The organism is Rhizobium indigoferae (assembly GCF_034554815.1).
GTDB classification, from domain to species: Bacteria; Pseudomonadota; Alphaproteobacteria; order Rhizobiales; family Rhizobiaceae; genus Rhizobium; species Rhizobium leguminosarum.
Genome location: NZ_CP140635.1, coordinates 4,463,795 through 4,487,628, shown reverse-complemented (window position 1 = coordinate 4,487,628; position 23,834 = coordinate 4,463,795). Strand labels below are relative to the sequence as shown.

Annotated in this window: 26 protein-coding genes; 7 read left to right on the top strand and 19 right to left on the bottom strand. The window is 59.4% G+C overall.

Annotation, left to right across the window (positions count from 1 at the left end):
• Window positions 1–19: 19 nt before the first annotated feature.
• The 9 genes from accD to U5G49_RS21990 all read right to left on the bottom strand — a co-directional run bounded on the left by accD (window position 20) and on the right by U5G49_RS21990 (window position 8,853).
• A complete protein-coding gene (gene accD / locus U5G49_RS22030; RefSeq protein WP_018068910.1) occupies window positions 20–925 on the bottom strand; it encodes an acetyl-CoA carboxylase, carboxyltransferase subunit beta in 906 nt (301 codons plus the stop codon).
• 144 nt (window positions 926–1,069) lie between these two features.
• Window positions 1,070–1,909, bottom strand: a complete 840-nt coding sequence (trpA, locus tag U5G49_RS22025) for a tryptophan synthase subunit alpha (RefSeq protein ID WP_018244177.1) — start codon at window positions 1,907–1,909, stop codon at window positions 1,070–1,072.
• Window positions 1,910–1,912: 3 nt separating this feature from the next.
• Window positions 1,913–3,133, bottom strand: a complete 1,221-nt coding sequence (trpB, locus tag U5G49_RS22020; protein ID WP_003544114.1) for a tryptophan synthase subunit beta — start codon at window positions 3,131–3,133, stop codon at window positions 1,913–1,915.
• Window positions 3,134–3,135: 2 nt separating this feature from the next.
• Window positions 3,136–3,804 (bottom strand): phosphoribosylanthranilate isomerase, encoded by a 669-nt coding sequence (locus tag U5G49_RS22015; protein WP_027689457.1) that lies wholly within the window; start codon window positions 3,802–3,804, stop codon window positions 3,136–3,138.
• Between the two features lie 176 nt (window positions 3,805–3,980).
• Window positions 3,981–4,739 (bottom strand): M48 family metallopeptidase, encoded by a 759-nt coding sequence (locus U5G49_RS22010; protein WP_047622451.1) that lies wholly within the window; start codon window positions 4,737–4,739, stop codon window positions 3,981–3,983.
• Window positions 4,740–4,846: 107 nt separating this feature from the next.
• Window positions 4,847–5,281, bottom strand: a complete 435-nt coding sequence (locus tag U5G49_RS22005; RefSeq protein WP_017962639.1) for a DUF2852 domain-containing protein — start codon at window positions 5,279–5,281, stop codon at window positions 4,847–4,849.
• A 145-nt stretch (window positions 5,282–5,426) separates the two neighbouring features.
• The gene (locus U5G49_RS22000) at window positions 5,427–6,704 is read right to left on the bottom strand and encodes a polyhydroxyalkanoate depolymerase (protein ID WP_018244173.1); all 1,278 of its coding nucleotides are present in this window, start codon (window positions 6,702–6,704) and stop codon (window positions 5,427–5,429) included.
• 204 nt (window positions 6,705–6,908) lie between these two features.
• Entirely contained in the window at window positions 6,909–7,751 is an 843-nt protein-coding gene (locus U5G49_RS21995; RefSeq protein WP_047622452.1) for a fumarylacetoacetate hydrolase family protein, read from the bottom strand.
• A gap of 142 nt (window positions 7,752–7,893) precedes the next feature.
• Window positions 7,894–8,853, bottom strand: a complete 960-nt coding sequence (locus U5G49_RS21990; RefSeq protein ID WP_193444511.1) for a glutathione S-transferase family protein — start codon at window positions 8,851–8,853, stop codon at window positions 7,894–7,896.
• A gap of 274 nt (window positions 8,854–9,127) precedes the next feature.
• On the opposite strand from U5G49_RS21990, the gene U5G49_RS21985 reads away from it, so the two are divergent.
• Both U5G49_RS21985 and U5G49_RS21980 read left to right on the top strand, forming a co-directional pair.
• Complete coding sequence (locus U5G49_RS21985) at window positions 9,128–9,412, top strand: DUF2218 domain-containing protein (protein WP_018448416.1); 285 nt, start codon at window positions 9,128–9,130, stop codon at window positions 9,410–9,412.
• A 46-nt stretch (window positions 9,413–9,458) separates the two neighbouring features.
• Window positions 9,459–10,058 carry a nitroreductase family protein gene (locus tag U5G49_RS21980; protein WP_193444512.1) on the top strand — a complete coding sequence of 200 codons (600 nt, stop codon included), beginning with the start codon at window positions 9,459–9,461 and terminating at the stop codon, window positions 10,056–10,058.
• A gap of 63 nt (window positions 10,059–10,121) precedes the next feature.
• On the opposite strand, the gene gyrB is transcribed toward U5G49_RS21980, so the two are convergent.
• The 5 genes from gyrB to U5G49_RS21955 form a co-directional block, all read right to left on the bottom strand.
• Window positions 10,122–12,557, bottom strand: coding sequence for a DNA topoisomerase (ATP-hydrolyzing) subunit B (gyrB, locus tag U5G49_RS21975; protein ID WP_047622505.1), 2,436 nt, complete (start codon window positions 12,555–12,557; stop codon window positions 10,122–10,124).
• A 135-nt stretch (window positions 12,558–12,692) separates the two neighbouring features.
• Window positions 12,693–13,070 (bottom strand): helix-turn-helix domain-containing protein, encoded by a 378-nt coding sequence (locus U5G49_RS21970; RefSeq protein ID WP_018244167.1) that lies wholly within the window; start codon window positions 13,068–13,070, stop codon window positions 12,693–12,695.
• Entirely contained in the window at window positions 13,067–13,633 is a 567-nt protein-coding gene (locus U5G49_RS21965) for a Smr/MutS family protein (RefSeq protein WP_193444513.1), read from the bottom strand. The genes U5G49_RS21970 and U5G49_RS21965 overlap by 4 nt, the downstream gene beginning before the upstream one ends.
• Window positions 13,633–14,751 (bottom strand): murein transglycosylase A, encoded by a 1,119-nt coding sequence (mltA, locus tag U5G49_RS21960; RefSeq protein ID WP_193444514.1) that lies wholly within the window; start codon window positions 14,749–14,751, stop codon window positions 13,633–13,635. The genes U5G49_RS21965 and mltA overlap by 1 nt, the downstream gene beginning before the upstream one ends.
• On the bottom strand, window positions 14,744–15,448 hold the full coding sequence (locus tag U5G49_RS21955; protein WP_018068923.1) for a Tim44/TimA family putative adaptor protein: 705 nt from the start codon (window positions 15,446–15,448) through the stop codon (window positions 14,744–14,746). The genes mltA and U5G49_RS21955 overlap by 8 nt, the downstream gene beginning before the upstream one ends.
• 131 nt (window positions 15,449–15,579) lie before the next feature.
• On the opposite strand from U5G49_RS21955, the gene U5G49_RS21950 reads away from it, so the two are divergent.
• Both U5G49_RS21950 and secB read left to right on the top strand, forming a co-directional pair.
• Window positions 15,580–16,086, top strand: coding sequence for an FxsA family protein (locus U5G49_RS21950; RefSeq protein WP_032980783.1), 507 nt, complete (start codon window positions 15,580–15,582; stop codon window positions 16,084–16,086).
• A gap of 101 nt (window positions 16,087–16,187) precedes the next feature.
• Window positions 16,188–16,670 (top strand): protein-export chaperone SecB, encoded by a 483-nt coding sequence (gene secB / locus U5G49_RS21945; RefSeq protein ID WP_017995590.1) that lies wholly within the window; start codon window positions 16,188–16,190, stop codon window positions 16,668–16,670.
• A gap of 67 nt (window positions 16,671–16,737) precedes the next feature.
• On the opposite strand, the gene dnaQ is transcribed toward secB, so the two are convergent.
• Genes dnaQ through U5G49_RS21920 form a run of 5 tightly spaced genes read right to left on the bottom strand, consistent with a single transcriptional unit; the run spans window position 16,738 to window position 20,368 of the window.
• Window positions 16,738–17,460, bottom strand: coding sequence for a DNA polymerase III subunit epsilon (dnaQ, locus tag U5G49_RS21940; RefSeq protein WP_018244163.1), 723 nt, complete (start codon window positions 17,458–17,460; stop codon window positions 16,738–16,740).
• Entirely contained in the window at window positions 17,453–18,064 is a 612-nt protein-coding gene (coaE, locus tag U5G49_RS21935; protein ID WP_047622457.1) for a dephospho-CoA kinase, read from the bottom strand. The genes dnaQ and coaE overlap by 8 nt, the downstream gene beginning before the upstream one ends.
• Window positions 18,064–18,921: a shikimate dehydrogenase gene (locus U5G49_RS21930; protein ID WP_047622458.1), complete on the bottom strand. Its 858-nt coding sequence runs from the start codon at window positions 18,919–18,921 to the stop codon at window positions 18,064–18,066. Before U5G49_RS21930 ends, coaE begins: the two co-directional genes overlap by 1 nt.
• Window positions 18,914–19,513, bottom strand: coding sequence for a Maf-like protein (locus U5G49_RS21925; RefSeq protein ID WP_130718398.1), 600 nt, complete (start codon window positions 19,511–19,513; stop codon window positions 18,914–18,916). The genes U5G49_RS21930 and U5G49_RS21925 overlap by 8 nt, the downstream gene beginning before the upstream one ends.
• 33 nt (window positions 19,514–19,546) lie before the next feature.
• Window positions 19,547–20,368 (bottom strand): pyruvate, water dikinase regulatory protein, encoded by an 822-nt coding sequence (locus U5G49_RS21920; protein ID WP_011649834.1) that lies wholly within the window; start codon window positions 20,366–20,368, stop codon window positions 19,547–19,549.
• Between the two features lie 401 nt (window positions 20,369–20,769).
• Here U5G49_RS21920 and hemE point away from each other — a divergent pair, with 401 nt between their 5' ends.
• The 3 genes from hemE to rho all read left to right on the top strand — a co-directional run bounded on the left by hemE (window position 20,770) and on the right by rho (window position 23,819).
• Window positions 20,770–21,816 carry a uroporphyrinogen decarboxylase gene (gene hemE, locus U5G49_RS21915; RefSeq protein ID WP_130718396.1) on the top strand — a complete coding sequence of 349 codons (1,047 nt, stop codon included), beginning with the start codon at window positions 20,770–20,772 and terminating at the stop codon, window positions 21,814–21,816.
• Between the two features lie 2 nt (window positions 21,817–21,818).
• On the top strand, window positions 21,819–22,355 hold the full coding sequence (gene hemJ / locus U5G49_RS21910; RefSeq protein ID WP_032994780.1) for a protoporphyrinogen oxidase HemJ: 537 nt from the start codon (window positions 21,819–21,821) through the stop codon (window positions 22,353–22,355).
• Between the two features lie 198 nt (window positions 22,356–22,553).
• The gene (gene rho / locus U5G49_RS21905; RefSeq protein WP_011654069.1) at window positions 22,554–23,819 is read left to right on the top strand and encodes a transcription termination factor Rho; all 1,266 of its coding nucleotides are present in this window, start codon (window positions 22,554–22,556) and stop codon (window positions 23,817–23,819) included.
• The last annotated feature ends 15 nt before the right edge of the window (window positions 23,820–23,834 follow it).

The window sequence follows — 23,834 nt, the reverse complement described above, 5'->3', positions numbered from 1 at the left end:
CCCGCCTGCTTGTCGGTTATCAGGCGCTCGCCGCCAGAGCAATCGCGCCGCCATTCATGTCGTTCGCCGCAGAAACCGGCTTCTTCGTCAGGATCTTCAAGAGGCGCGCCAGCGTTTCCGGAATATCGTGACGTTTAACGACCATATCGACCATACCATGCTCCAGCAGATATTCGGAGGTCTGGAAGCCTTCGGGCAGTTTTTCACGCAACGTCTGCTCGATCACGCGCTTGCCGGCAAAGCCGATTTCAGCGCCGGGTTCTGCCAGATGAATATCGCCAAGCATGGCATAGGAGGCCGTGACGCCACCGGTCGTCGGATTGGTCAGCACGACGATATAGGGCTGGCCGGATTCCTTGAGCATGTCGACAGCAACCGTCGTGCGCGGCAACTGCATCAGCGACAGGATGCCTTCCTGCATGCGCGCCCCGCCGGAAGCGGGGAACATCACCAGCGGGCACTTTTCAGACGTCGCACGCTCAAAAGCTTTAACGATCGCCTCGCCGGCGGCCATGCCGAGCGAACCACCGATAAAGTTGAATTCATGCACGACGGCCACGAGTTTCAGTCCCTGCACCTTTCCGACACCGGCGAGGATCGTATCCTCCTGTTCGGTCTTCAGGCGGCTGTCGCGCAGGCGATCGCTATATTTCTTCGAATCGCGGAACTTCAGCGGATCTTGAGCAACCTTCGGCTGCGGCAGCGATTCGAACTCGCCATTGTCGAAGAGATCGGCCAGCCGCGCCTTGGCCGGCATCTTCATGTGATAACCAGACGCTGGAATGACCCATTTGTTGCCTTCGAGGTCCTTGTGGAAGACCATCTCGCCCGTTTCCGGGCACTTGATCCAGAGGTTCTCCGGCACTTCGCGACGGCCCAGCATGGAATTGATCCGCGGGCGAACGTAGTTGGTGATCCAGTTCAACTCGAATACTCCTGATTGACTAAAGCGCGTCGCGATCTTTCAGATTTGCCTGCCGCGCTTTTAGGTCTTGGGTTTCCCGTATGTCGTTGCCACAAAACCGCTGCACACCTTTGCGCGACATGCTTTAGCGCCAATGTGGGCAAACTATTCGGCAGCAACAAGGCGCGCCGAACGGGTTCCTGTGGAAAGGCCGCGCACCAGCGTGGCAACGGCCTGCACCGTGTCCGCCGTTGCCTTTCCGTCATTCGTCAAGCTGGTCGCGACCTGATTGACGATCGCGGTGCCGACGACGACGCCGTCGGCCGAACCGCCAATGACCTTTGCATGTTCCGCCGTCTTGACGCCAAAGCCGACGCAGACGGGCAGGCTGGTGTGCTGCTTGATGCGGGCGACAGCGCCCGAAACCAGCGACGGATCAGGCAGCGCCGAACCGGTGATGCCGTTCATCGAGACGTAGTAGACGAAGCCGGAGGTGTTCTTCAGTACCTTCGGCAGGCGCTTCTCATCGGTCGTCGGCGTCGCCAGGCGGATGAAATTGATGCCTTTGCGGATGGCCGGAATGCAGAGTTCGTCATCCATCTCGGGCGGCAGGTCGACGACAATCAGGCCATCGATGCCGGCGGCGAGCGCGTCATCGAGGAATTTCTCGACGCCATAAATATAGATCGGGTTGTAGTAACCCATCATCACGATCGGCGTAGCATCGTTGGTCTTGCGGAAATCCGCCGCCAGCTGCAGCGTCTTCTTCAGCGTCTGGCCGCCTTTCAAGGCGCGCTGGCCGGCCAGCTGGATCGCCGGGCCGTCGGCCATCGGATCGGAAAAGGGCATGCCGAGCTCGATGATGTCGGAGCCCGCCTCAGGCAGCGCCTTCATGATGCCGAGCGAGGTGTCATAATCAGGATCGCCGCCCATGAAATAGGTCACAAGCGCCGGACGGCCCTCGGCCTTCAGCTCGGCAAAGCGTTTGTCCATGCGTGCGGTCATGTCTTACAGTCCCATTCCGAGAATCTTGCCGACGGTGAAGATATCCTTGTCGCCTCGCCCGGAGAGGTTCATCAGGATGATCTCGTCCTTGCCCATCGTCGGTGCGCGTTTGATCACCTCGGCAATGGCATGCGAGGGCTCGAGCGCCGGGATGATGCCTTCGAGGCGGGTCAGCGTCTGGAAAGCCTCGAGCGCTTCGTGGTCCATGATCGGCACATAGTCGACACGGCCGGTATCGTTCAGCCAGGAATGTTCGGGACCGATGCCGGGATAATCGAGACCGGCCGAAATCGAATGGCCTTCCTTGATCTGACCGTCACCATCCTGCAGCAGATAGGTGCGGTTGCCGTGCAGCACGCCGGGCGAACCGGCGGTGATCGAGGCGCAATGCTCGTCGCCCTGCAGACCCTTGCCGCCGGCTTCGACGCCGACGATCTTCACAGAGGGATCATCCAGGAAAGGATGGAAAATGCCGATGGCGTTCGAGCCGCCGCCGACGGCAGCGATGACGAGATCCGGCAAGCGGCCTTCGGCTGCCAGCATCTGCTCTTTCGCTTCGATACCGATCACCGACTGGAAATCGCGGACCATCTCCGGATAGGGATGCGGACCGGCTGCCGTTCCGATCAGGTAATAGGTATCCTCGACATTGGTGACCCAGTCGCGAAGCGCCTCGTTCATGGCGTCCTTCAGCGTGCCGCTGCCTGCGGTGACCGGTTTGACCTCCGCGCCGAGCAGCTTCATGCGGAAAACGTTCGGCGCCTGACGCTCGACATCGGTGGCGCCCATATAGACGACGCAGGGAAGGCCAAAGCGGGCGGCAACGGTTGCGGAGGCGACGCCGTGCTGGCCGGCACCGGTTTCGGCGATGATGCGGGTCTTGCCCATGCGCTTGGCGAGCAGGATCTGGCCGATGCAGTTGTTGATCTTGTGCGAGCCGGTATGGTTCAGCTCCTCGCGCTTGAAATAGATCTTCGCGCCGCCGAGTTCGGCCGTCAGCCGCTCGGCGAAATAGAGCGGGCTCGGGCGGCCGATATAATGCGCGCCGAGATGCTTCAATTCGGCCTGGAATGCCGGATCGTTCTTTGCCCTGTTCCACTCGTCCTGCAGATCAAGGATCAGCGGCATCAATGTTTCGGCGACGAAACGACCGCCATAAATGCCGAAACGGCCATCTTCATCGGGGCCGGAACGGAAGGAATTCGGTTTAGGCGTCTCGTTCACTCTCAACTCCCTGAGGCCATCATCGGCGCATTCGCCTTTTCGACCGCGTCAAAAAATTCATCGATCTTCGCGACGCTCTTCACGCCAGGCGCAGTTTCGACTCCCGACGAGACGTCGATACCCGGTGCCTTGGTGATGAAAAGCGCTTCTGCGACATTGTCCTTGTTCAGCCCGCCGGAAAGCATGTAGTCGACGTTGCCGTCAAGCCAGCTGAGAAGGCTCCAATCGAAGGAAATACCGTTGCCGCCAGGCAGTTCTGAACCCTTCGGCGCTTTGGCGTCAAAGAGGAAACGGTCGGCGATGCCGATATAGGCCTCGACGCGCTTCAGGTCGTCTGCCGTGCGGACCGAAAAGGCCTTCATCACGGGCAGACCATAGACCGCCTTTATGGTCAGCACATGTTCGGGGCTCTCGTTGCCGTGAAGCTGCAGCATATCCGGCTTCAACAACGACACGATCTCGTCGAGTTCGTCATTGGTCGGATCGACGACGACGGCGACGATTTTCGCCTTGCCACGCGCAGGTTCGGCAAGCTTTGCCGCCAGGTCCGGCTCGATATAGCGCGGGCTCTTTTCGAAGAAGATAAAACCGATATGGGTCGCGCCGCGTTTCAGCGCGCGATCGACTGCGTCGGGCGTCTTCAAGCCACAGATCTTGATATCCGGTCTCATGGCAGCGAAGTGACACGAAATGCGGAAAGAGTCGAGCCAATTTGCGACGGACACTGAATTTAGCGCGGCTCCCGGCTAGAGCGCCGCGCGTCCAAACGACGCGCTAGGGACGCTCTATCACTTTAAATCTGCGCATAATCCTTTCCGAAAAATCATTCCGATTTTCGGGTTATGCGCTAGTCGAAATCGATGGCATGCAACTGGCTTCCATGCCGTTTGAGCCAGGACTTCGCCTCCTCCATACCGGGGCAAAGCTTACGGCAGAGGGCCCAGAAGTGCGGACCGTGGTTCATTTCCTTGAGATGGGCGACCTCATGGGCGGCGAGATAATCGATCACCGAAGGTGGCGCCATGACGATACGCCAGGAAAAGCTCAGATTTCCTTCCGACGAGCACGAACCCCACCGGCTGCGTGTATCCTTCATCGAGATCGAGCGGATCGGCGCCCGGATCGTTGCGGCATGCATCGTCGCCAGTCTTGCGAGATCGGAGCGCGCCTCCTTCTTGAGAAAGGCCGCAATGCGCCGTCCCACATGTTCCGGCATGCCGCTGACGCGCAGCACCGCCCTGCCATCTATGGACACCGCCTCGGTCAGCCCGCGCAAGCTGCCGCTATGCTGGATGCGATGGGAAACGCCGCGAACAAGGATTTCGGCGCCGTCACGCAGGCCGGCATCGGTCGAAAACTTCGCAAGCTTGGTGAGGAGCCAACCCTGGTGACGATCGAGGAAGGCATTAACCTCACGCGCCGCAAGGCCTTTCGGCACCGTCATCTTCAAGGCGCGGCCACCCGGTTCGATGCGCAGCGTGATGCGTGTCGCCCGGTCATGCTGCTTGATCGTCAGCGGCATGAGCCGGCCAGCGACGTCGAGCGTCCGCATTTCGGGCGGAGCCGGCTTTCGCGCCTTCGAGCTTGTTTTCAGAAGCGAGAACATGCGTGTTTTCTATACGATTCGCCGGCAGATCTAAATGATCGTCGGAAGGGCGGACATGGAAAAACCGGCATCGCGAGATGCCGGTCATCAATTCATCGTTCAGGTGTTTACGGCGTCTGGTATTCAGCGACCGGGCCGTTATCATCGCGCTTGGCGTTCCTGCGGTCGCGCATGAAACGGTCGAACTCTTCCTGATCCTTGGCGCGGCGGAGTTCGCGCAGATAGGAGTCGAATTCCTCGCGCATTTCGTCAAGCTTGCGGCGCTCTTCCTCCATCCGGTCGAGTTCGGCCTTGCGCCAGTCGTCAAAGGCGACGTTGCCGGTCGAGAAGTGCGGGCGGTGACGGCCATGCGGGCGGCGGCAGGAGGCAAAGAAGCCATCGGTCGCCTGGTTGACGTCACGCTTGAAGCCGCGCAGACGGTCGCCGAAGATGATGTAGGCAAGCATGGCAAGACCCAGAGGCCAGAAAACCATGAAGCCGAGAATCATCAGGGCAATGGTAGCCGGAGTCCAATCCGGTCGAAGCAATGCTGACTGGTTCATCGTGCGGGTATCCCTCGCTTTCCGCGCCCGGCAGAATACCGAACGCTGAAATCGATGTGGTTACCGCAATAACCGCCTTCAAGACGATTGCCCGCGAAATCGGACAAGGCCTTGAATCCGTTTCGCTAATTCAGCTATCCCTGATTCAGCCCGCCCGGCCGCCCTTGATGACACGCGGGACCGGAGGCTTAATGGCAGAACGCGAATGCTGGCGGACGAAATCGATGATGCGCGGCGCGATCTCGCGGCGGAAACGCGAACCATTGAAAACACCATAATGGCCGACATCCGGCTGAAGATAGTGCATGCGCATATCTTCGGGAATGTTCACGCAGATGGTCTGAGCCGCCTTTGTCTGGCCGACCCCGGAGATATCGTCATTCTCACCTTCGACGGTCAGAAGCGCCACATTGCGAATTGCCGCCGGATCAACGCGTTTGCCGCGATGCATCAGTTCGCCCTTCGGCAGTGAATGCTTGATGAAGACCTCCTCCACCGTCTGCAGATAGAATTCGGCGGTCAGATCCATAACGGCGAGATATTCGTCGTAGAAATCGCGATGTCTTTCCGGCTCGCCGTCGTTCTTCACGAGATGCATGAAGAATTCCTTGTGCGCGACGAGGTGGCGATCAAGATTCATCGACATGAAGCCCGAGAGCTGCAGGAATCCCGGATAGACCGGGCGCATGAAGCCCGGCTGCGGCCAGGGCACGTTCATGATGACATTGTCGGAGAACCACTGCAGCGATCGCTCCTGGGCGAGCTTATTGACTGCCGTCGGGTTGATGCGCGTGTCGATCGGGCCGCCCATCAGCGTCATCGACGCCGGCGAAAGCGGATCCCTGGCTTCTTCCATCACCGCAGCGGCTGCCAGCACCGGAACAGAAGGCTGACAGACGGCGATGACATGGGTGTCGTGACCGAGGAAATGCAGCATCTCGATGACATAGTCGACGTAATCGTCGAAATCGAACGTGCCTTCCGTCATCGGCACCATGCGGGCGTCGATCCAGTCGGTGATGTAGATATCCGCACTCGGCAGCAGCGCCTCGACCGTGCCGCGCAGCAGCGTGGCATAGTGGCCGGACATCGGCGCGACGATCAGGATGCGCGGATCATTGCCGCGCGCGGCGGGAACACTGCGCGCGAAATGCAGGAGATTGCAGAAGGGTCGCGACCAGACGACCTCTTCGCGGACGGACACCGTCCGATCGCCAATCGTCGTCTGCTTCAGTCCGAATTCCGGCTTCCCGTAGCGGCGTGTCGTGCGTTCGAACATTTCGAGGCTTGCCGCCATCGTCCGGCCGAATGGCGTATGGGAGAACGGGTTCAGCGGATTGGCATAGGCAAATCGCATGATATCGGCCGCGGCGCGAAACGGCGCCATGGCGGCATGGTTCAATTCATAAAGCTGATAAAACATGGAAGGCGCCACCTTTCTCTATCGAAAAGATGACGCTGATTGAGAGGCATCGAGTCTTTCCGTAATGCGGGCACGTAACGCAGACTAACAGGTTTCTGTTGCACAGCAACATGGACGAACCAAACCCACACAAGAAATGCCGGAGAATTGACCTCCGGCATCATAATCGAGCTGAAAACTTAAGTTTCTCAGCAAGAAGCGTCGTTAACGATCCGCTACGAAGGTCTGCTTCTGCGTGCCGAGACCTTCGATGCTGAGTTCGACCACGTCTCCCGCCTTGAGATAACGCGGCGGCTTGAGGCCCATGCCGACGCCCGGAGGCGTGCCGGTCGAGATCACGTCACCGGCATGCAGCGACATGAACTGGCTAAGATAGGAGACGAGGAACGCAACCCCGTAAACCATCGTCTTCGATGAGCCGTTCTGCATCTTCTGGCCGTTGACCGTCAGCCACATGCCGAGGTTCTGCGGTTCCGGAATTTCATCCTTGGTCACGAGCCAGGGGCCGATCGGGCCAAAGGTGTCGCAGGATTTGCCCTTGGTCCATTGACCGGACCGCTCGGTCTGGAAAGCGCGCTCGGAAACGTCATTGGAGACGCAATAACCGGCGACATAATCCAGCGCTTCGGCTTCTGTCACATATTTGGCGGTTTTGCCGATGACGACGCCCAGCTCGACTTCCCAATCGGTCTTTTCCGAACCGCGGGGAATGATCACATCGTCGTTCGGTCCAACGATTGCGGATGTTGCCTTCATGAAGATGATCGGCTCGGGCGGCACGGTCGCACCGGTTTCGGCAGCGTGATCCGAATAATTCAAGCCGATGCAGATGAACTTGCCAGTGCCCGCGACGCAGGGCCCAATGCGGCCGGGCGCGATTTCCGGAAGGCTCTTCGGATCGATGGCCGCTATCTTTGCAAGGCCTGCCGGTGTGATCGCTTCGCCGCCGATATCAGCGACATGTCCGGAGAGATCGCGGATCTTGCCATCGGCATCGAGAAGTGCGGGTTTTTCACTGCCTGCTTCGCCAACACGCATCAGCTTCATGGAATTCCTCCTCATCGAAAACGGATTTGCAACCACCTATGAACGAATTATTCATCGGTGTCATTACGGCTTTGCCGGGAAGCGGTACGGCTTTTCCGCGATTTGGGTGATTTCCTGCCGAAAACCGCCCTATCTTTCGGCATCAAGCTCTAAAAATTTCCGCCAGATCAGGGCCGACGGGAACGATCTTCGTCGGATTGAGGCTTTCGATCGAATAGTAGCCGCGCTTAATGTGATCGAGGTTCACCGTTTCGGCGATGCCCGGCCAATCCAGCATGCGGCGGCAGAAGGCGCGCAGCTTGGCATAGTCGGAAAGCCGGCGCAGATTGCATTTGAAGATACCGTGATAGGCGACGTCGAAGCGCACCAACGTCACGAAAAGCCGGATATCGCTCTCGGTGGGATGATCGGTGAAGAGAAAAGACCGGCCCTCGAACTGCTGCTCGACCCAGTCGAGGCAGGAAAAGACATCGGCAAACGCTTCTTCGTAGGCGACCTGCGTGGTGGCGAAACCGGCGCGGTAGACGCCGTTGTTGAGATCGGGATAGATGCGGTCGTTGAAAGCATCGATCTCGGTGCGCCTCTCCGCCGGGTAAAGATCGATCGGATTTTTTGCCAGGGCGCCAAAGCCGCCGTTCAGCATGCGCAGGATATCGGCGGATTCATTGTTGACGATGGTGTTTCTCTGCTTGTCCCAGAGAACCGGCACGGTGGCCCGGCCGGTGAAATCCGGCGCCGCCCTAGTATAGATTTCATGCATATAGGTTACGCCGTTGACGTGATCCTCCGTCGCGCCAGGATAATCACCGAAGCGCCAGCCCTGCTTGCCCAGCAGCGGTTCAGCGACCGAGACGGAGATGACATCTTCCAGGCCCTTGAGCTTGCGACCGATCAGGGTGCGCGAGGCCCAGGGGCAGATATAGGCGACATAGAGATGGTAACGGCCGGGGCTGGCTTCGAAGCCAGCTTCGCCCGTCGGCCCGGCGCTGCCATCCGGGGTTACCCAATTGCGGAAACTCGAGGTCTGACGGACAAAGCCGCCCTTCTCGTCCTTTGCCTGAACGGGCTGCCAGTCTTCCGTCCACTTTCCGTTCACCAGCATGCGTAACTCCCCGATCAATTGACTAAAACGGTTCATTATCCTGCTTCGACGCCGCCGTGAGGCCGCTTTATGAAGACAGTCTGTACACCCAAACTGCGACGATGCTGCGCTTGCCAAGCCGGTGAAGCAGGAAATATGACTGCGCTAAAGCGTGTCGCAATCTTTCAGCTTCGCTCCTCGCGCTTTAGTTTTTTATTTCGCCGCATGTCGTTATCCCAAAACCGCTGCACACTTTTGCGCGACATGCTTTAGTCAAGATGACGTGGAGTTCGAAATGCATCTCTCGAAGGCCATCGTGCGGACCGAACATGCAAGCCGCTACCTGCAGCAGCTCTGCAAACACTGGAGCCACAAGTTCAGCGTCGATTTTGATCCTCTCAAGGGGCGGGTGCCGTTCAGCGATACGGCCGAGGTGACGTTTGCGGCCGACGACGCGGCTCTGACCATGACGCTTTCCGTCGCCGATCCCTCGCAACAGGAAAGGATGCAGCACGTCATCGACGATCATCTGAAGCGCTTCGCCTTCCGCGAAGAACTCGACATCGTCTGGACGGACTAAGCCCAGCCCACGATCCAAATTTTCTGCCCCAAACCCTGGAACAAGCATGACGAAGAGCAATCACCGCGAATCCGAATATCCGGTCGATCCGATGTTTCTCGACCGCTGGTCGCCGCGCGCCTTCACCGGCGAAATCATCGAGGAAACGCAGCTGCTCGGTCTGCTCGACGCCGCCCATTGGGCGCCGTCCTCGGCCAACCACCAACCCTGGCGCTTCATTTATGGCCTCAAGGGTTCGGAGCATTGGGACAAATTTGTTGCCTTGCTCAACGATTCCAATCAGGAATGGGCCAGGAATGCATCGGCGCTGATCTTCGTCGTGTCGCGCGCCTTCACCGGGGCTGCCGGCTCAGCCGAGGAAAAGCCGAGCTACACCCATTCCTTCGATGCCGGTGCGGCATGGGGGCATCTGGCGATCCAGGCGCGCCTCTCCGGCTTTTACGCCCATGGCATGGGCGGCATCAAGCATGATGAGATCAGGCAGGCTTTCGCCGTTCCCGAGGGATACCGGGTCGAAGCAGGCGTCGCTGTCGGCCGCCTGGCGGACAAGAGCGTTCTTTCCGAACGCAATCAGGCGCGCGAATTCCCCAGCCAACGCAAGCCGCTCTCCGAGGTCGCCTTCAACGGCCGCTTCGTCGCGAATTGAGCCCTCAGGCAAACAAAAGCCCCGCGTCCAGGGGCGGCGGGGCTTTTACTTTCGAAATATCAATTAGATATCAAGGTTTGCAACGCTCAGCGCATTGTCCTGGATGAATTCGCGCCGGGGTTCGACTTCGTCACCCATCAGGCGGGCGAAGAGGCCATCGGCGTCCGTGGCGTCATTGACCCTGACCTGCAGCAGCGAGCGAACATTCGGATCGAGCGTCGTTTCCCAGAGCTGCTCGGCATTCATCTCGCCAAGGCCCTTGTAGCGCTGCATGGTGAGGCCCTTGCGGCCGCTTGCGAAGATCGCGTCGAGCAAGGCGCGCGGACCAGAGATTTCGACGTCGCCTTCGCGGCGATGCAGCGACGGCGGCGTCTGATAGATTTCCTTGAGTCGTGCCGTCAGCTGGTCGATGTGACGGGCATCCGAGGAACCGATCAGCGCCATGTCGAGCACGACCATTTCCCTGACGCCGCGGACCATGCGCTCCAGGCGCAGCCCACCATCGGTTGTCACATCGCCCTGCCAGCCGCGCTCGGTTTCCTCGGCGATGATGTCGAGGCGTCCAGCCACTTCGTTTGCTAGCGCCAGCGCTCTAGCGGGGTCGCTGGCGAGCTCGGCGTTGAGCGCTCCGGCAATCGCCGCTTGTTCGACGGCGGAACGATTGTAGCGCGAATGGAGATTGTCGAGCAGCGCGCGCATGCGCAGGGCATCGAGGATGACCTCGCGCAGATCCTGGCCGGCGCGAACCTCGCCGCTACCGAGCCTCAGCGAAGCATCTTCCAGGCCCTGGCTGATGAGATATTCTTCAAGCGCCTTCTCATCCTTCAGATACTGCACCGACTTGCCGCGCGAAACCTTATAGAGCGGCGGCTGGGCGATATAGAGATGGCCGCGCTCGATCAGTTGCGGCATCTGCCGGAAGAAGAAGGTGAGCAGCAGGGTGCGAATATGGGCGCCGTCGACATCGGCGTCCGTCATGATGATGATCTTGTGGTAGCGCAGCTTTTCGACATTGAACTCGTCCTTGCCGATGCCGGTGCCGAGCGCGGTGATCAATGTGCCGATTTCCTGACTCGACAGCATCTTGTCGAAACGGGCGCGTTCGACGTTCAGGATCTTGCCACGCAGGGGCAGGATCGCCTGGTTCTCGCGCGAGCGGCCCTGCTTGGCCGAGCCGCCGGCAGAATCGCCCTCGACGAGGAAGACTTCGGATTTTGTCGGATCACGCTCGGAGCAGTCAGCAAGCTTGCCCGGCAGCGAAGCGATGTCGAGTGCGCCCTTGCGGCGGGTCAACTCGCGTGCCTTGCGGGCCGCTTCGCGGGCGGCGGCTGCCTCGACGACCTTGCCGACAAGAATCTTGGCTTCGCTTGGATGTTCTTCGAACCAGGTGCTCAGCGCCTCGTTGACGAGACTTTCGACAACGGGACGGACTTCCGAGGAAACGAGCTTATCCTTGGTCTGCGAGGAGAATTTCGGATCGGGCACCTTGACCGACAGAACCGCCGTCAGGCCTTCGCGGCAGTCTTCGCCCTGCAGCGTTACCTTTTCCTTTTTGGTGATGCCGGAACTGTCGGCATAGGAAACGACCTGGCGCGTCAGCGCCGCGCGGAAACCGGCCATATGCGTGCCGCCGTCGCGCTGAGGGATGTTGTTGGTGAAGCAGAGCACGTTCTCATGATAGCTGTCGTTCCACCACATCGCGACTTCGACGGTGATGCCGTCCTTTTCGCCGCGGATGGCAACCGGCTTGTCGACGAGCGACTTCTTGGCGCGGTCTAGATAAGCGACGAAAGCCTCGAGGCCGCCGTCATAACGCAGTTCTTCCTGCTTGATATCGGAATGGCGCTTGTCGGTCAGCAGGATGCGGACGCCTGAATTCAGGAAGGCGAGCTCGCGAAGGCGATGCTCCAGCGTGCCATAGTCGAACTCCGTCATGGTGAAGGTGTCGGTGCTCGGCATGAAGCTCACTTCCGTGCCGGTCTCATTCGGCGCGTCGCCCGTAACCTTCAGCGGAGCGTCGGCGACGCCATGGGTGAAGCTCATTTCATGGATCTTGTCCTGACGGCGGATCTTCAGCTTCAACCATACGGACAGCGCGTTGACGACGGAGACGCCAACGCCGTGCAGGCCGCCGGAAACCTTGTAGGAATTCTGGTCGAACTTACCGCCGGCATGAAGCTGCGTCATGATGACTTCGGCAGCCGACACGCCCTCGCCGGTGTGAATGTCCGTCGGGATGCCGCGACCGTTGTCGGTGACGGTCACCGAGCCATCCGGATTGAGGGTGACGGTGACTATGTCGGCATGGCCGGCAAGCGCTTCGTCGATCGCGTTGTCGACGACTTCATAGACCATGTGATGAAGGCCGGAGCCGTCGTCGGTATCGCCGATATACATGCCGGGGCGTTTGCGCACCGCATCGAGGCCCTTCAGAACCTTGATGGAATCTGCGCCATATTCGGTGCTTACGCCGTTTTCCGTCGCGGATGTATCGCTCATTCTGTCGAGATTTTCCCTGTTGTCGTAAAGCTGCGGCGCGCCTTGCGAATCACCGGCTTTCTTCACTCTCGTATATAGGTTTTTTGAACCCACTTCCCAATGGCAAGCCCCTAAAACAAGGCATAAAACAGGGGATTATGACGCTTTTCCGTCGCCTTTGCCGCCATTTTCGAGAAGAGCCGATAGCCGGCCTATCTCTGCGCTGTCAAGGTTGCGAATCTGCCGGGCCAGCCGGTTGGCAAATTCGGTATATTCGGGGGGCAGGCCGGAGGTGTCGATCACGACGCGCGGGTCGGACGAGCGGGCGAGCAGGAACAGTTCCTCGGCCTCATCCCAGATGATGTTGAAATAGCCGGCGATGCGCTGCAGCAGATCGAAGGTCGGCAAACCACGCTTTCCATGTTCGAGCGCCGAAAGATAGGCGGGAGAGACATTCAGGGCTTCCGCCATCTCCTTCTGGGAGACGCCCTTGCGCGCCCGTAGCCTGCGAACCGCCTCTCCGAAGGGTGTCATGGCCTTTCCCTATGCCGCCGCGACAGGCGAATGTAGAGCGCGCCCTCACCGCCATGATGCTGTGCGGCCGGCTCATAGGAGGAGATCAGGTAGCGAAATTCGGGCTTCGAGAACCAGAGCGGCACGGCCCGCTTCAGCGCGCCCTCGCTGCCCATCGAGCTGCCCTTGCCCGTGATCACGAGCACGTGGCGCATGCCGCGCTCGTGGGCGCGGATCAGGAAATCGAGAAGGATGGCATGAGCCTGGCTCTGCACCAACCCGTGCAGGTCGATCCGCGCTTCGAGCGCCAGCCGGCCCTTGGCGATCTTACGCTTGACCGGCTTTTCCAGCGGATGATGCACCCCGGCCGATGGCTTCGCCGTTGACGGCGCTGTCGGCTGCGGCGGCATGAGTGTGGCGGGCGTCTGCTTTTCCTGTTCCCGTTCAGCCGCCGCTTCGGCTTCGGCAAGAAAAGCATCGAGTTCGGTCAACGCCCCCGCCTTGCCGGGCATCGGCCGCGTGCTGCGGGCAACCTTGCCCCAGAGGATCCTCTCATCCGCGCTCAGCTTGCGATCCCTGGCCATCAGTCGAATCTTCCGGCGGCGGCATTGGGAATGAGGATGGCGAAATCGGCGTCATTGCGAACGGTGCCGGCACTTTCTCCGGCCATATCCCCCGAGCCGGTGAAGATATCACCCCGCGCCGGCCCGACGATCGCCGAGCCGGTATCGAGCGCCAGCATCAGCCGGCTGAACGGCCGGCCCTGGTCGAGATGGGTGAGGCTTTTGGCGTGAATGAAAAACGGAAAGCCGAAGGTATGGATCATCCGGTCGACCGCAAGCGAGCGCCCGGAGAGAAGCGGCACCTTGGCGGCCGCGATCGGACCTGCCTGCGGATCGGCAACCGGCGCTTCACGGAAAAAAATATAAGAGCGGTTATGCCATAACACCTCGTCGGCGCGCTCGGGATTGCGCGCCAGCCAGGTACGGATCGCCTGCATCGAAATCTCCGCCCGGTCGATCTCCCCGCGCTCGATCAGCAGCTTACCGATCGCCGAGAAAGCATGACCGGCCTTCGCCGCATAGGTGATGCGGCCGATACGACCATCTTTATAACGCAGGCGGGCAGCACCCTGCACATGAACGAAGAAGACATCGACCTTCGACTTTGCCCAGGCAATTTCGAGGCCGCGGCCTTTGAGAAAACCCTGATCGATGGCGCGGCGGTCCGGATAGGCCGCGACGCGGCCGTCATGCAGACGGCCAAAAGCATAGGCCTTGTCCAACTCGACGGGACGATTGGCGTCGTCGAGATCGATCAGATCGTCCGGGCGCCTGTAGAAAGGAAAACGGAAAATTTCGTCCGGCCGCTCCGACACGTCGATATCAGGTTCGTAGAAGGCGGTGACGAAGCCGGAATTGCCATCCTTGCGGCGAATCAGAAAGGGCCGACAGTGCGTCTCGAAAAAGGCGCGCGCCGATACCGGAGATGACGGCGTGAAATCTTCGGCGGCGGCGAGAAGCGGAAGCAGGTCTTCCGAGCCCAGGCCAAGCGATCCGGTGCGGTACGGTTTGACATCGGTGATCTGCCGCCGGCAGCTTCGCATGACTTCAAAAAGGCCGGAGGGATCATCATCCTTCCAGCCTTCCAGAGTGTCGAAGCTTATGGCCTGCAGGACGAAGTCCGATGCGTGGTCACTCATGTTCCGATTCGGTCGCCACGAGTTTCCAGTTCGGATCGCGCGAACGTGTGTCGCGGGCAAAGGTCCAGAGGTCGTTGACCTCGGCGACGTTTTCGGCGTCGCCTTCGATCAGCACATCCGCCTTGTCGTAGGTGGCCGATATCAGTTGGCTGACGATGCGCACGGTGATCTGCGCTTCGCTTCCCTTCGTCTCCGCATGGGTGATTTCGGCCTTGTCGATGCCGACGAAAGTGGACTTCACCTTCTCGCCCCGGGCTTCGCGCTCGCCGATCGCCGCATCGAACCCGTCATAGACTTCGCGAGACAGCAAGTTCTTCAGCGTTTTCCGGTCGCCATCGGCATAGGCCATGACGATCATCTCGTAAGCCATGCGGGCGCCGTTCAGAAACTCCTTCGGGCTGAAGGCGGGATCGGCCTTGTTCAGCGCGCGCAGCGATTCGTTGAGCGGCGTTCCGGGTGCCGCGAAAGCATCGATGGCGGCGAAGCGATCCTCGTCCTCCGTCGTCGCATCGCGCCGCGGCAGAGTCACGACCTTGCCGGCATCGGCGGCTTCAGCCGGAGCCGCATCCCGCGGCGTATAGAGATCGCGCGGCGGCTTCTCATTTCCTGTGCGGCGCCCGAGCACGGAGCGGAGCTGAAAGAAAATCAGCACAGCCGCCACCAGGAAAAATAATGTGATGAAGTCGTTCGAACTCATATCGTATCGCAGCCGCCGTTAACATCTCTGATTTGTACTCCCATATAGTCTGCCTATACAGATGATTCAAATGATGGCTGGCATCTTCGCCAGCGCCAAGAGGAGACCGGCGAGCCCGGGACATGACCGACATGCGTTTTTCGATCCTGCCAGCCTTCATTCTGCTGCTGCCGCTCGCCGAAATTGCCGGTTTCGTCGTCGTCGGCCGGGCTATCGGATTGTGGCTGACGCTCGCGCTCGTCATGCTGGGTTTCGTTATCGGCGTGGTCCTGCTGCGCCGGCAGGGCATTGGTATTTTGCGCCGCATGTCGAGTGAAGGACGAAACGGGGTGATGCCGGGCCGCGACCTGCTGCGGCCGGCCATGAATGTCATCGCCTCGCTGCTCCTGATCATTCCCGGCTTCCTCACGGATATCATTGCGATCCTTATTCTCATTCCGCCGGTGCGCGATCTCGTCTGGCGGGCGATCGCCAAACGCTTCGTCGTCGTCAATGCCAAGGGCGGTTTTTCCTCCGCTCCGCAACCCGATTTCCGCGACCGCAAGCCGAATTCGAAGGTGGTCGATCTCGACGAAGAGGACTATCATAGAGAGCCGGATCGCAACTCGCCGTGGTCCGGCAAACATCTCGGCGATTGAGGCACTGCGGCTGATCAACCGCGCCAAGCGCCCAGGGTTGTAAGCCCTTCCCTGAAATGTTAGATGGCGGCACCATTCCCATGCCCCTCGAGGAAAAGCCAATGGCAGACGATAACAACAGCAACGGTGCGACCAACCCCACCCTTTCGATCCTTGCGCAATATACCAAGGATCTTTCCTTCGAAAATCCGGGTGCGCCGCGTTCGCTGCAGGCCCGCGACAAGGCACCGACGATCAACATCAATGTGAACGTCAACGCCAACCCGCTTTCCGATACGGATTTCGATGTCGTGCTGTCGCTGAATGCCGAGGCCAAGGACGGCGACAAGACGGTTTTCCATACCGAACTCACCTATGGCGGCGTCTTCCGCGTTGCCGGTTTCCCGCAAGAACACATGCTGCCGGTTCTCTTCATCGAGTGCCCGCGCATGCTCTTCCCCTTCGCCCGTCAGATCATCGCCGACGTCACCCGCAACGGTGGTTTCCCCCCGCTGATGATCGACCCGATCGACTTCACGCAAATGTTCGCTCAGCGCGTTGCCGAAGAACAGGCCCGCGCCAAGGTTCAGGCCGTTCCGAACTAATCGGATCTTTCTTGTCTGAAATGCGGATGCCCGGGCTGGTCCCGGGCATTTTCAATTGAGGACCGGTTTAATCGAGGTTGGCGTATTTCGCCCAGACGCTTTTTTCACCGAGCTTGCCGACGAGCGCCTCATGCGCCTGCTCCTCGATTTGGCTGAGGCGCGGCGTGAGCGGCCGGGGCCGCTCGAGCACTGCGGCAATCACCACATCGTCTTCCATCGCCATGTCGCCGCGAGCTGCCTGGTTGGATTTGCCGGCCATTCCGAGTCCGAGGGCTGCCTGTCTGCCACCGATCATCTCGATATAGACTTCGGCGAGCAATTCGGAGTCGAGCAGCGCGCCGTGTTTGGTGCGGTGCGAATTATCGATGCCGTAGCGCCGGCAGAGCGCATCGAGCGAATTCGGTCCCATCGGGTGTTTGCGCCGCGCCATCGACAGGGTGTCGAGCACCCTTTCCGGCAGGATTGGCGGCAAACCGATTCGCGCGAATTCCGCGTTGATGAAGCCCATATCGAAGGTGGCGTTATGCGCAATCCACTTCGCATCGCCGAAGAAGGTAAGGATTTGTTCGGCAACCTCCCCGAAAGGCTTCTTGTCCTTCAGGAATTCATCGGTGATGCCGTGCACGGCGAGCGCATCCGGATGAACTTTCTGATCTCCAGGATTGATGAAGATATGGATCGTGTTGCCTGTGGGAAAATGATTGAAGAGCTCGATGCCGCCGATTTCGATAATGCGGTCGGCGCGGTTGTCGAGGCCGGTGGTTTCCGTATCGAAGATAATCTCACGCATTCCGGAAATCTCCCTTGGCAATCCGCGTTTTCAGGTCGGCGACGATCTCGAGCACCCGTTCCCTCGTCACCGCGACACTATGACTGGTGTCGATCAGATAATCGGCCCGCCGCCGTTTTTCCGCGTCCGGCGTCTGGCGGGACAGAATCATGTTGAATTTTTCCTCGCTCATGTCTGGGCGCGCAAGCACCCTCTGGCGCTGAATCTGTGGATCAGTGCTGACGACGACGACGATATCCACTCTTGCCTCGGCGCCGGTTTCGAAAAGCAATGGAATATCGAGCAATACCATGTCGGCGCCGCCGGCGCGCTGTCGCTTCAGAAATTCCCTCTCGCGTTTGCGAACCAGCGGATGAACGATCGCTTCCAGGCGTTTGAAGCCGTCAGGATGAAGAGCAAGCTGGCGGCCAAGTTCATGTCGGTCGACTGCTCCATCCTTCATCGTGCCGGGGAAGGCGGCATTCACCAGGGGTGCAGCCTCGCCGGCATAGAGATCGTGGACCACGGCATCCGAATCGTTCACCGGGATTCCGGCATCGGCGAAGAGCTTTGCCGCCGTCGATTTTCCCATTCCGATGGAGCCGGTGAGACCGATCTTCAGCATTAATGTGCTTCCATATCCGCGATGATGAGCGCGCGCAGCGCGGCGTCGACGATGGGACGCTGGCCGAACCATCTCTCGAATCCGGGCACGGCCTGATGCAGCAGCATGCCGAGACCATCGACGATCGGAAATCCTTGCTCTTCCGCCTGTGCCAGGATCGGTGTCTTCAAGGGCACATAGACGATGTCGGTGACGACGGCATCGGCTGCCAGAGGCGAGAAATCGAGTTGCGGCGCCGTCTCGCCGTCCATGCCAAGCGAGGTGGTATTGATGAAGAGGCCGGCGCCTTTCATCACTTCAGCAAGCGCCCCGGCCGGGTGGGCCTGAACACGCGGGCCAAAGCGATCCGCGAGTTCACGCGCGCGTTCGACGGTACGATTGACGACATGGATCTCCTTGAAACCGCGATCGCGGACCGCCTGGATGATCGCCCGGCTGGCGCCGCCGGCGCCAAAGACGACGGCCGTGCCATGCCGGTCCCAGCCCGGATGGCGTTCGTCGAGATTGGCGATGAAGCCGCGACCGTCGGTATTTGTCGCATGTAGCGCACCATCCTCCAGCCAGAGCGTGTTCGCGGCGCCGAGCTCGTGCGATAGCGCGTCCGGTTTGTCGGCGAGCCGGAACGCCAATTCCTTGTGGGGAATGGTGACGTTGCCTCCGGCAAAGCCGGAACTGCCGTCCTTCAGCGACTGAATGAAATCGGAAAAGGCCTCGGGTGCCACTTCATGAGCGCGGTAGCTGCCCGGCAGATCCAGCGTCTTCAGCCAATGTCCGTGGATCAACGGCGAGCGCGAATGCTTGATGGGAAAGCCCGTGACAAACGCTTTCGGCCCGAATGTTTCACGTGAATCACCCATCGATCGCTCCGAGTTCTCGCAATTTTTGTAACAGCGGCAGCATCGGCAGGCCAAGAATGGTGAAATAGTCACCCTCGATCTTTTCGAAGAGCTGGATGCCCTGCCCCTCCAATTGATAAGCGCCGACACTGGAGAGCGCCTTTTCGCCAACCCGCGCCAGATGTCTGGCGATGAACTCCGCCGTCAGCGGCCGCATCGTCAGCTCCGCATGGGCGAGATGTTCCCACAAGACCACACCATCGCTGACGATGGCGACAGCGCTGTTCAATCGATGGGTTACACCCGAAAGGGCTTGAAGATGACTGGCTGCGTCGGCCATGTCCTTCGGCTTATGGAAGACGCGGTCACCGAGCGACATCGTTTGATCCGAACCGATGACCAGGCTATCCGGAAAACGGCTACTGACTTCCTCGGCCTTGGCCCTGGCCAGAACGAGGGCCACGGCATCAGGCCTAACGCCGGCTCTTTCCAGCGGCGCTTCGACGGCTCGTTCATCGATCCTTGCGGCATGCGCCTCGAAGGCCAGACCGGCATTTTCCATCAGCATCCGGCGAAAGGGACTCGACGATGCAAGGATGAGTTTTGGCGTCATGGGTTCCTCGGAGTGCCGGCTTTTCGTCAGCGCTTAGCGCAGCTTCGGGCGCAGGGCAACGATTGCCGCGGCTGTTTCCTCGATTGAGCGGCGGGTGACGTCGATCAGCGGCCAGTTGTGACGGGCGCAAAGCGAGCGGGCATATTTCAGCTCCTCCGAAATCGCGGCACGATCGGTGTAGTGTTCGCGGTCGAAGCCCTGCGTCACCCCGAGCACACGATTTTCCCGCACCTGGGAAATGCGGTCGGTGGTGGCGATCAGGCAGACGATCAGCGGTTTGCTCGCGACGAAGAGGCTCTCCGGCAATGGCACGCCATAGACGATCGGAATGTTCGCCGTCTTGATGCCTCGGTTGGCGAGGTAGATGCTGGTCGGTGTTTTCGACGTACGGCTGATCCCGATGATCACGACATCGGCGTCGTTGTAGTCGTCGGGCATCTGACCGTCATCGTGATCCATGGTGAAATTCAGCGCTTCGATGCGCGCGAAGTAACCGGCATTCATCACATGCTGGGCGCCGACCCGACGGCGCGACGGGGCCCCGAGATAGATCTGGAAGGCATTCATCACCGGCTCCAGCACATTCACGGAGGCGACGCCCATCTCGATGCAGCGCTCATCGATCAGGCTTGCAAGCTCCCGGTCGACAATGGTGTAGAGCACGATGCCGGGGGCGTCATCGATCGCCTGCAGAACCGGCAGCAGCTGCTTGCGATTGCGGATCAGCGGATAGACATGCTCGATCGGCTGCGCCGATCTGAATTGCGCTGACGCGGCGCGCCCGGCGGAGATCAGAGTCTCTCCCGTTGAGTCAGAAATCAGATGCAGATGAAAGAAGTTCGTTCTGTTCTCCACGCTATTTTCCGCTGCCTGTTGAAAAGACTGGATGAAACAGAGCTACGGCGGCGAGGCAGTCTCCGGCAAGGGAAAACATGCCTCTTTATCCACATTTCGGATTCTGCCGATCGGTTTTGGTTGGCCCTGTGGACGACGGGGAAGGGCTAGGATTCTTGAAAGCTCGTCCACAGCCTATCCACAGCTATGAGAAATATTGCCGATCCGGAAGGATTTGGAATCATTTTCGGATTCGGCTTCTCCCCGAGATTTGGACGAGATCGACCAATCTTTCCGATGTTCTTTTGCAGCCGCGCGACAAATGGCATCGGCGGTGGATGGATTTTAATCCTTGATAGTCACCGACTCTAAGAAATAGAAACCTTTTAAAATATCTTTGTTTTTTTATAGGGAAGAAGCGCTTGAGCGATACGCGCCGAAAGATCATGAGGGTTTTGAGTGGCGAGAGCCTCTCCCCTCCTCCTCTCTGGCTGATGAGACAGGCAGGACGTTATCTCCCGGAATATCGGGAGACGCGGGCAAAGGCCGGGAGTTTTCTCGATCTCTGCTACACGCCTGACCACGCTGTCGAAGTGACATTGCAGCCGATCCGCCGCTATGGCTTCGATGCCGCCATTCTGTTTTCCGATATCCTGGTCATTCCCGATGCAATGAAACGGAATGTCCGATTCACCGAGGGCCATGGTCCGGAGATGGATCCCATCGATGAAGCGGGTATCGGCAGATTGAATGGCGAAGAGGTTGTCGATTATCTCAGACCGGTTCTGGAAACGGTGCGGCGGCTGCGGGAGGAGTTGCCAGTCGAGACGACGCTCCTCGGCTTCTGTGGCGCGCCATGGACGGTTGCGACCTACATGATTGCCGGTCACGGCACGCCGGATCAGGCCCCTGCCCGTCTCTTCGCCTACAGGCATCCCCGCGCCTTCGAGCATCTGCTGATGCTGCTTGCCGACGTATCGGCCGATTATCTCGTCGCCCAGATCGATGCCGGCGCCGATGCCGTGCAGATCTTCGATTCCTGGGCTGGTGTTCTCGGAGAGAAGGAATTCGAGGCGTTCGCGATCAGGCCGGTTGCGCGGATGATCGCTTCGGTCAAATCGCAACGGCCACATGCTCGCATTATCGCTTTTGCCAAGGGCGCCGGTTATCAGCTCAAGACCTATCGCCAGAAGACGGGCGCGGATGCAATCGGCCTCGACTGGTCGGTCCCGCTGGCCTTTGCAGCCGAACTTCAAAAGGATGGACCGGTTCAGGGCAACCTCGATCCGATGCGCGTCGTTGCCGGCGGCCGGGCGTTGGAAGACGGTATCGACGATATTCTGCAGCACCTCGGCAATGGTCCGCTGATTTTCAATCTCGGTCATGGCATTACGCCTCAGGCTGACCCCGAGCATGTGCGTCTGCTGGTCGATCGCGTGCGAGGTGGGCGCGTAGGAGGCGGGGCGTGACGATGGAAAAGCAGACCGATCGGAGATCTGGCGCTTATGCCCGGCGCCGGGCTCATTTTGCGCTGGTTTTTTTCGCGCTGATGGCGATCGGACTTTTTGCCTGGAACCCCGATAATCTCTACCTCTGGATCAAGGCGCTGCACATCATCGCGGTCATTTCCTGGATGGCCGGATTGTTCTATATGCCGCGGCTGTTCATCTATCACACCGATGCCGAGCCGGGCTCGGTGCAATCGGAAACCTTCAAGGTGATGGAACGCCGGCTACTTCGAATCATCATGACGCCGGCGATGATGTTGACGTGGATTTTCGGCCTCTATCTCGCCTGGTCGGTCTATGGATTCCAGGGCGGCTGGCTGCATGCCAAGATCGGTCTCGTCGTGTTGCTGACCGGTGTTCATATGTTCTTCAGCCGCGCTGTCAGAGCGTTCGAGCGGGATGAAAATCGCCGCTCCGCCCGCTACTGGCGGTTCATGAACGAGGCACCGACCGTGCTGATGATCGTGATCGTCATCCTCGTCGTGGTGAAGCCGTTCTGAAGAAAATCGCCCTCTGGGTTAAATTTGCTTCATTTTAAGCAGCCCTCTTGCGGCAGCGATTGCGAGTCGCTATTTTCCGCGCATCTCATCTACGTGGCATGTGTGTAGAGTTCAGTCGTCTGCGAGCCCTTTCGCGGTACCGAATACGACCCAACATCGCCTTTCCCCTTTGAAATTGAAAAGAGTATTGGTCACTTCATGGCTGAAATGAAGCTTCAGGAACTTAAGAGTAAATCCCCGACGGATCTGCTGGCATTTGCCGAATCGCTCGAGGTCGAGAATGCAAGCACGATGCGCAAGCAGGAGCTGATGTTTGCGATCCTCAAGATGCTTGCCAGCCAGGATGTTGAAATCATCGGTGAAGGCGTCGTCGAAGTGCTGCAGGACGGTTTCGGCTTCCTGCGTTCGGCCAATGCGAACTACCTGCCGGGCCCGGACGATATTTACATCTCCCCATCGCAGATCCGCCGTTTTTCGCTGAAAACCGGCGATACGGTCGAGGGCCCGATCCGTGGACCGAAGGAAGGCGAGCGCTATTTCGCGCTGCTCAAGGTCAACACCATCAATTTCGACGATCCGGAAAAGATCCGTCACAAGGTTCACTTCGACAATCTGACGCCGCTCTATCCGAACGAGCGCTTCAAGATGGAACTCGATATTCCCACCACCAAGGATCTGTCGCCGCGCGTGATCGACCTGGTGGCGCCGCTTGGCAAGGGCCAGCGTGGATTGATCGTCGCGCCGCCGCGTACCGGTAAAACCGTGTTGCTGCAGAACATCGCGCATTCGATTACCGCCAACCATCCGGAGTGCTATCTCATCGTTCTGCTGATCGATGAACGCCCCGAAGAAGTGACCGACATGCAGCGTTCGGTTCGCGGCGAGGTTATCTCCTCGACCTTCGACGAACCAGCCGTGCGTCACGTGCAGGTGGCCGAGATGGTCATCGAGAAAGCCAAGCGTCTTGTCGAACACGGACGCGACGTTGTCATCCTGCTCGATTCGATCACGCGCCTGGGCCGTGCCTATAACACCGTCGTTCCCTCGTCAGGCAAGGTCCTCACCGGCGGTGTGGACGCTAACGCTCTGCAGCGGCCGAAGCGTTTCTTCGGCGCGGCGCGTAATATCGAGGAAGGCGGCTCTTTGACGATCATCGCGACCGCGCTGATCGATACTGGTAGCCGCATGGACGAAGTGATCTTCGAAGAATTCAAGGGCACGGGCAACTCGGAAATCGTCCTCGATCGCAAGGTCGCCGATAAGCGCATCTTCCCGGCTATGGACATTCTGAAGTCCGGCACGCGCAAGGAAGATCTCCTCGTTCCACGCCAGGATCTGCAGAAGATTTTCGTGCTCCGCCGCATCCTTGCTCCGATGGGCACGACCGATGCGATCGAATTCCTTATCGACAAGCTGAAGCAGACGAAGAACAATTCCGACTTCTTCGATTCAATGAATACGTAATCCTTAGCCGGATTC

What these genes read in the sequence shown, in the direction of transcription:
- trpA (WP_018244177.1), bottom strand. Translation starts at nt 1,909, where the DNA reads ATGACCGCACGCATGGACAAACGCTTTGCCGAGCTGAAGGCCGAGGGC.
- U5G49_RS22015 (WP_027689457.1), bottom strand. Translation starts at nt 3,804, where the DNA reads ATGAGACCGGATATCAAGATCTGTGGCTTGAAGACGCCCGACGCAGTC.
- U5G49_RS22010 (WP_047622451.1), bottom strand. Translation starts at nt 4,739, where the DNA reads ATGTTCTCGCTTCTGAAAACAAGCTCGAAGGCGCGAAAGCCGGCTCCG.
- U5G49_RS22005 (WP_017962639.1), bottom strand. Translation starts at nt 5,281, where the DNA reads ATGAACCAGTCAGCATTGCTTCGACCGGATTGGACTCCGGCTACCATT.
- U5G49_RS22000 (WP_018244173.1), bottom strand. Translation starts at nt 6,704, where the DNA reads ATGTTTTATCAGCTTTATGAATTGAACCATGCCGCCATGGCGCCGTTT.
- U5G49_RS21995 (WP_047622452.1), bottom strand. Translation starts at nt 7,751, where the DNA reads ATGAAGCTGATGCGTGTTGGCGAAGCAGGCAGTGAAAAACCCGCACTT.
- U5G49_RS21990 (WP_193444511.1), bottom strand. Translation starts at nt 8,853, where the DNA reads ATGCTGGTGAACGGAAAGTGGACGGAAGACTGGCAGCCCGTTCAGGCA.
- U5G49_RS21985 (WP_018448416.1), top strand. Translation starts at nt 9,128, where the DNA reads ATGCATCTCTCGAAGGCCATCGTGCGGACCGAACATGCAAGCCGCTAC.
- U5G49_RS21980 (WP_193444512.1), top strand. Translation starts at nt 9,459, where the DNA reads ATGACGAAGAGCAATCACCGCGAATCCGAATATCCGGTCGATCCGATG.
- gyrB (WP_047622505.1), bottom strand. Translation starts at nt 12,557, where the DNA reads ATGAGCGATACATCCGCGACGGAAAACGGCGTAAGCACCGAATATGGC.
- U5G49_RS21970 (WP_018244167.1), bottom strand. Translation starts at nt 13,070, where the DNA reads ATGACACCCTTCGGAGAGGCGGTTCGCAGGCTACGGGCGCGCAAGGGC.
- U5G49_RS21965 (WP_193444513.1), bottom strand. Translation starts at nt 13,633, where the DNA reads ATGGCCAGGGATCGCAAGCTGAGCGCGGATGAGAGGATCCTCTGGGGC.
- mltA (WP_193444514.1), bottom strand. Translation starts at nt 14,751, where the DNA reads ATGAGTGACCACGCATCGGACTTCGTCCTGCAGGCCATAAGCTTCGAC.
- U5G49_RS21955 (WP_018068923.1), bottom strand. Translation starts at nt 15,448, where the DNA reads ATGAGTTCGAACGACTTCATCACATTATTTTTCCTGGTGGCGGCTGTG.
- U5G49_RS21950 (WP_032980783.1), top strand. Translation starts at nt 15,580, where the DNA reads ATGCGTTTTTCGATCCTGCCAGCCTTCATTCTGCTGCTGCCGCTCGCC.
- secB (WP_017995590.1), top strand. Translation starts at nt 16,188, where the DNA reads ATGGCAGACGATAACAACAGCAACGGTGCGACCAACCCCACCCTTTCG.
- dnaQ (WP_018244163.1), bottom strand. Translation starts at nt 17,460, where the DNA reads ATGCGTGAGATTATCTTCGATACGGAAACCACCGGCCTCGACAACCGC.
- coaE (WP_047622457.1), bottom strand. Translation starts at nt 18,064, where the DNA reads ATGCTGAAGATCGGTCTCACCGGCTCCATCGGAATGGGAAAATCGACG.
- U5G49_RS21930 (WP_047622458.1), bottom strand. Translation starts at nt 18,921, where the DNA reads ATGGGTGATTCACGTGAAACATTCGGGCCGAAAGCGTTTGTCACGGGC.
- U5G49_RS21925 (WP_130718398.1), bottom strand. Translation starts at nt 19,513, where the DNA reads ATGACGCCAAAACTCATCCTTGCATCGTCGAGTCCCTTTCGCCGGATG.
- hemJ (WP_032994780.1), top strand. Translation starts at nt 21,819, where the DNA reads ATGGAAAAGCAGACCGATCGGAGATCTGGCGCTTATGCCCGGCGCCGG.
- rho (WP_011654069.1), top strand. Translation starts at nt 22,554, where the DNA reads ATGGCTGAAATGAAGCTTCAGGAACTTAAGAGTAAATCCCCGACGGAT.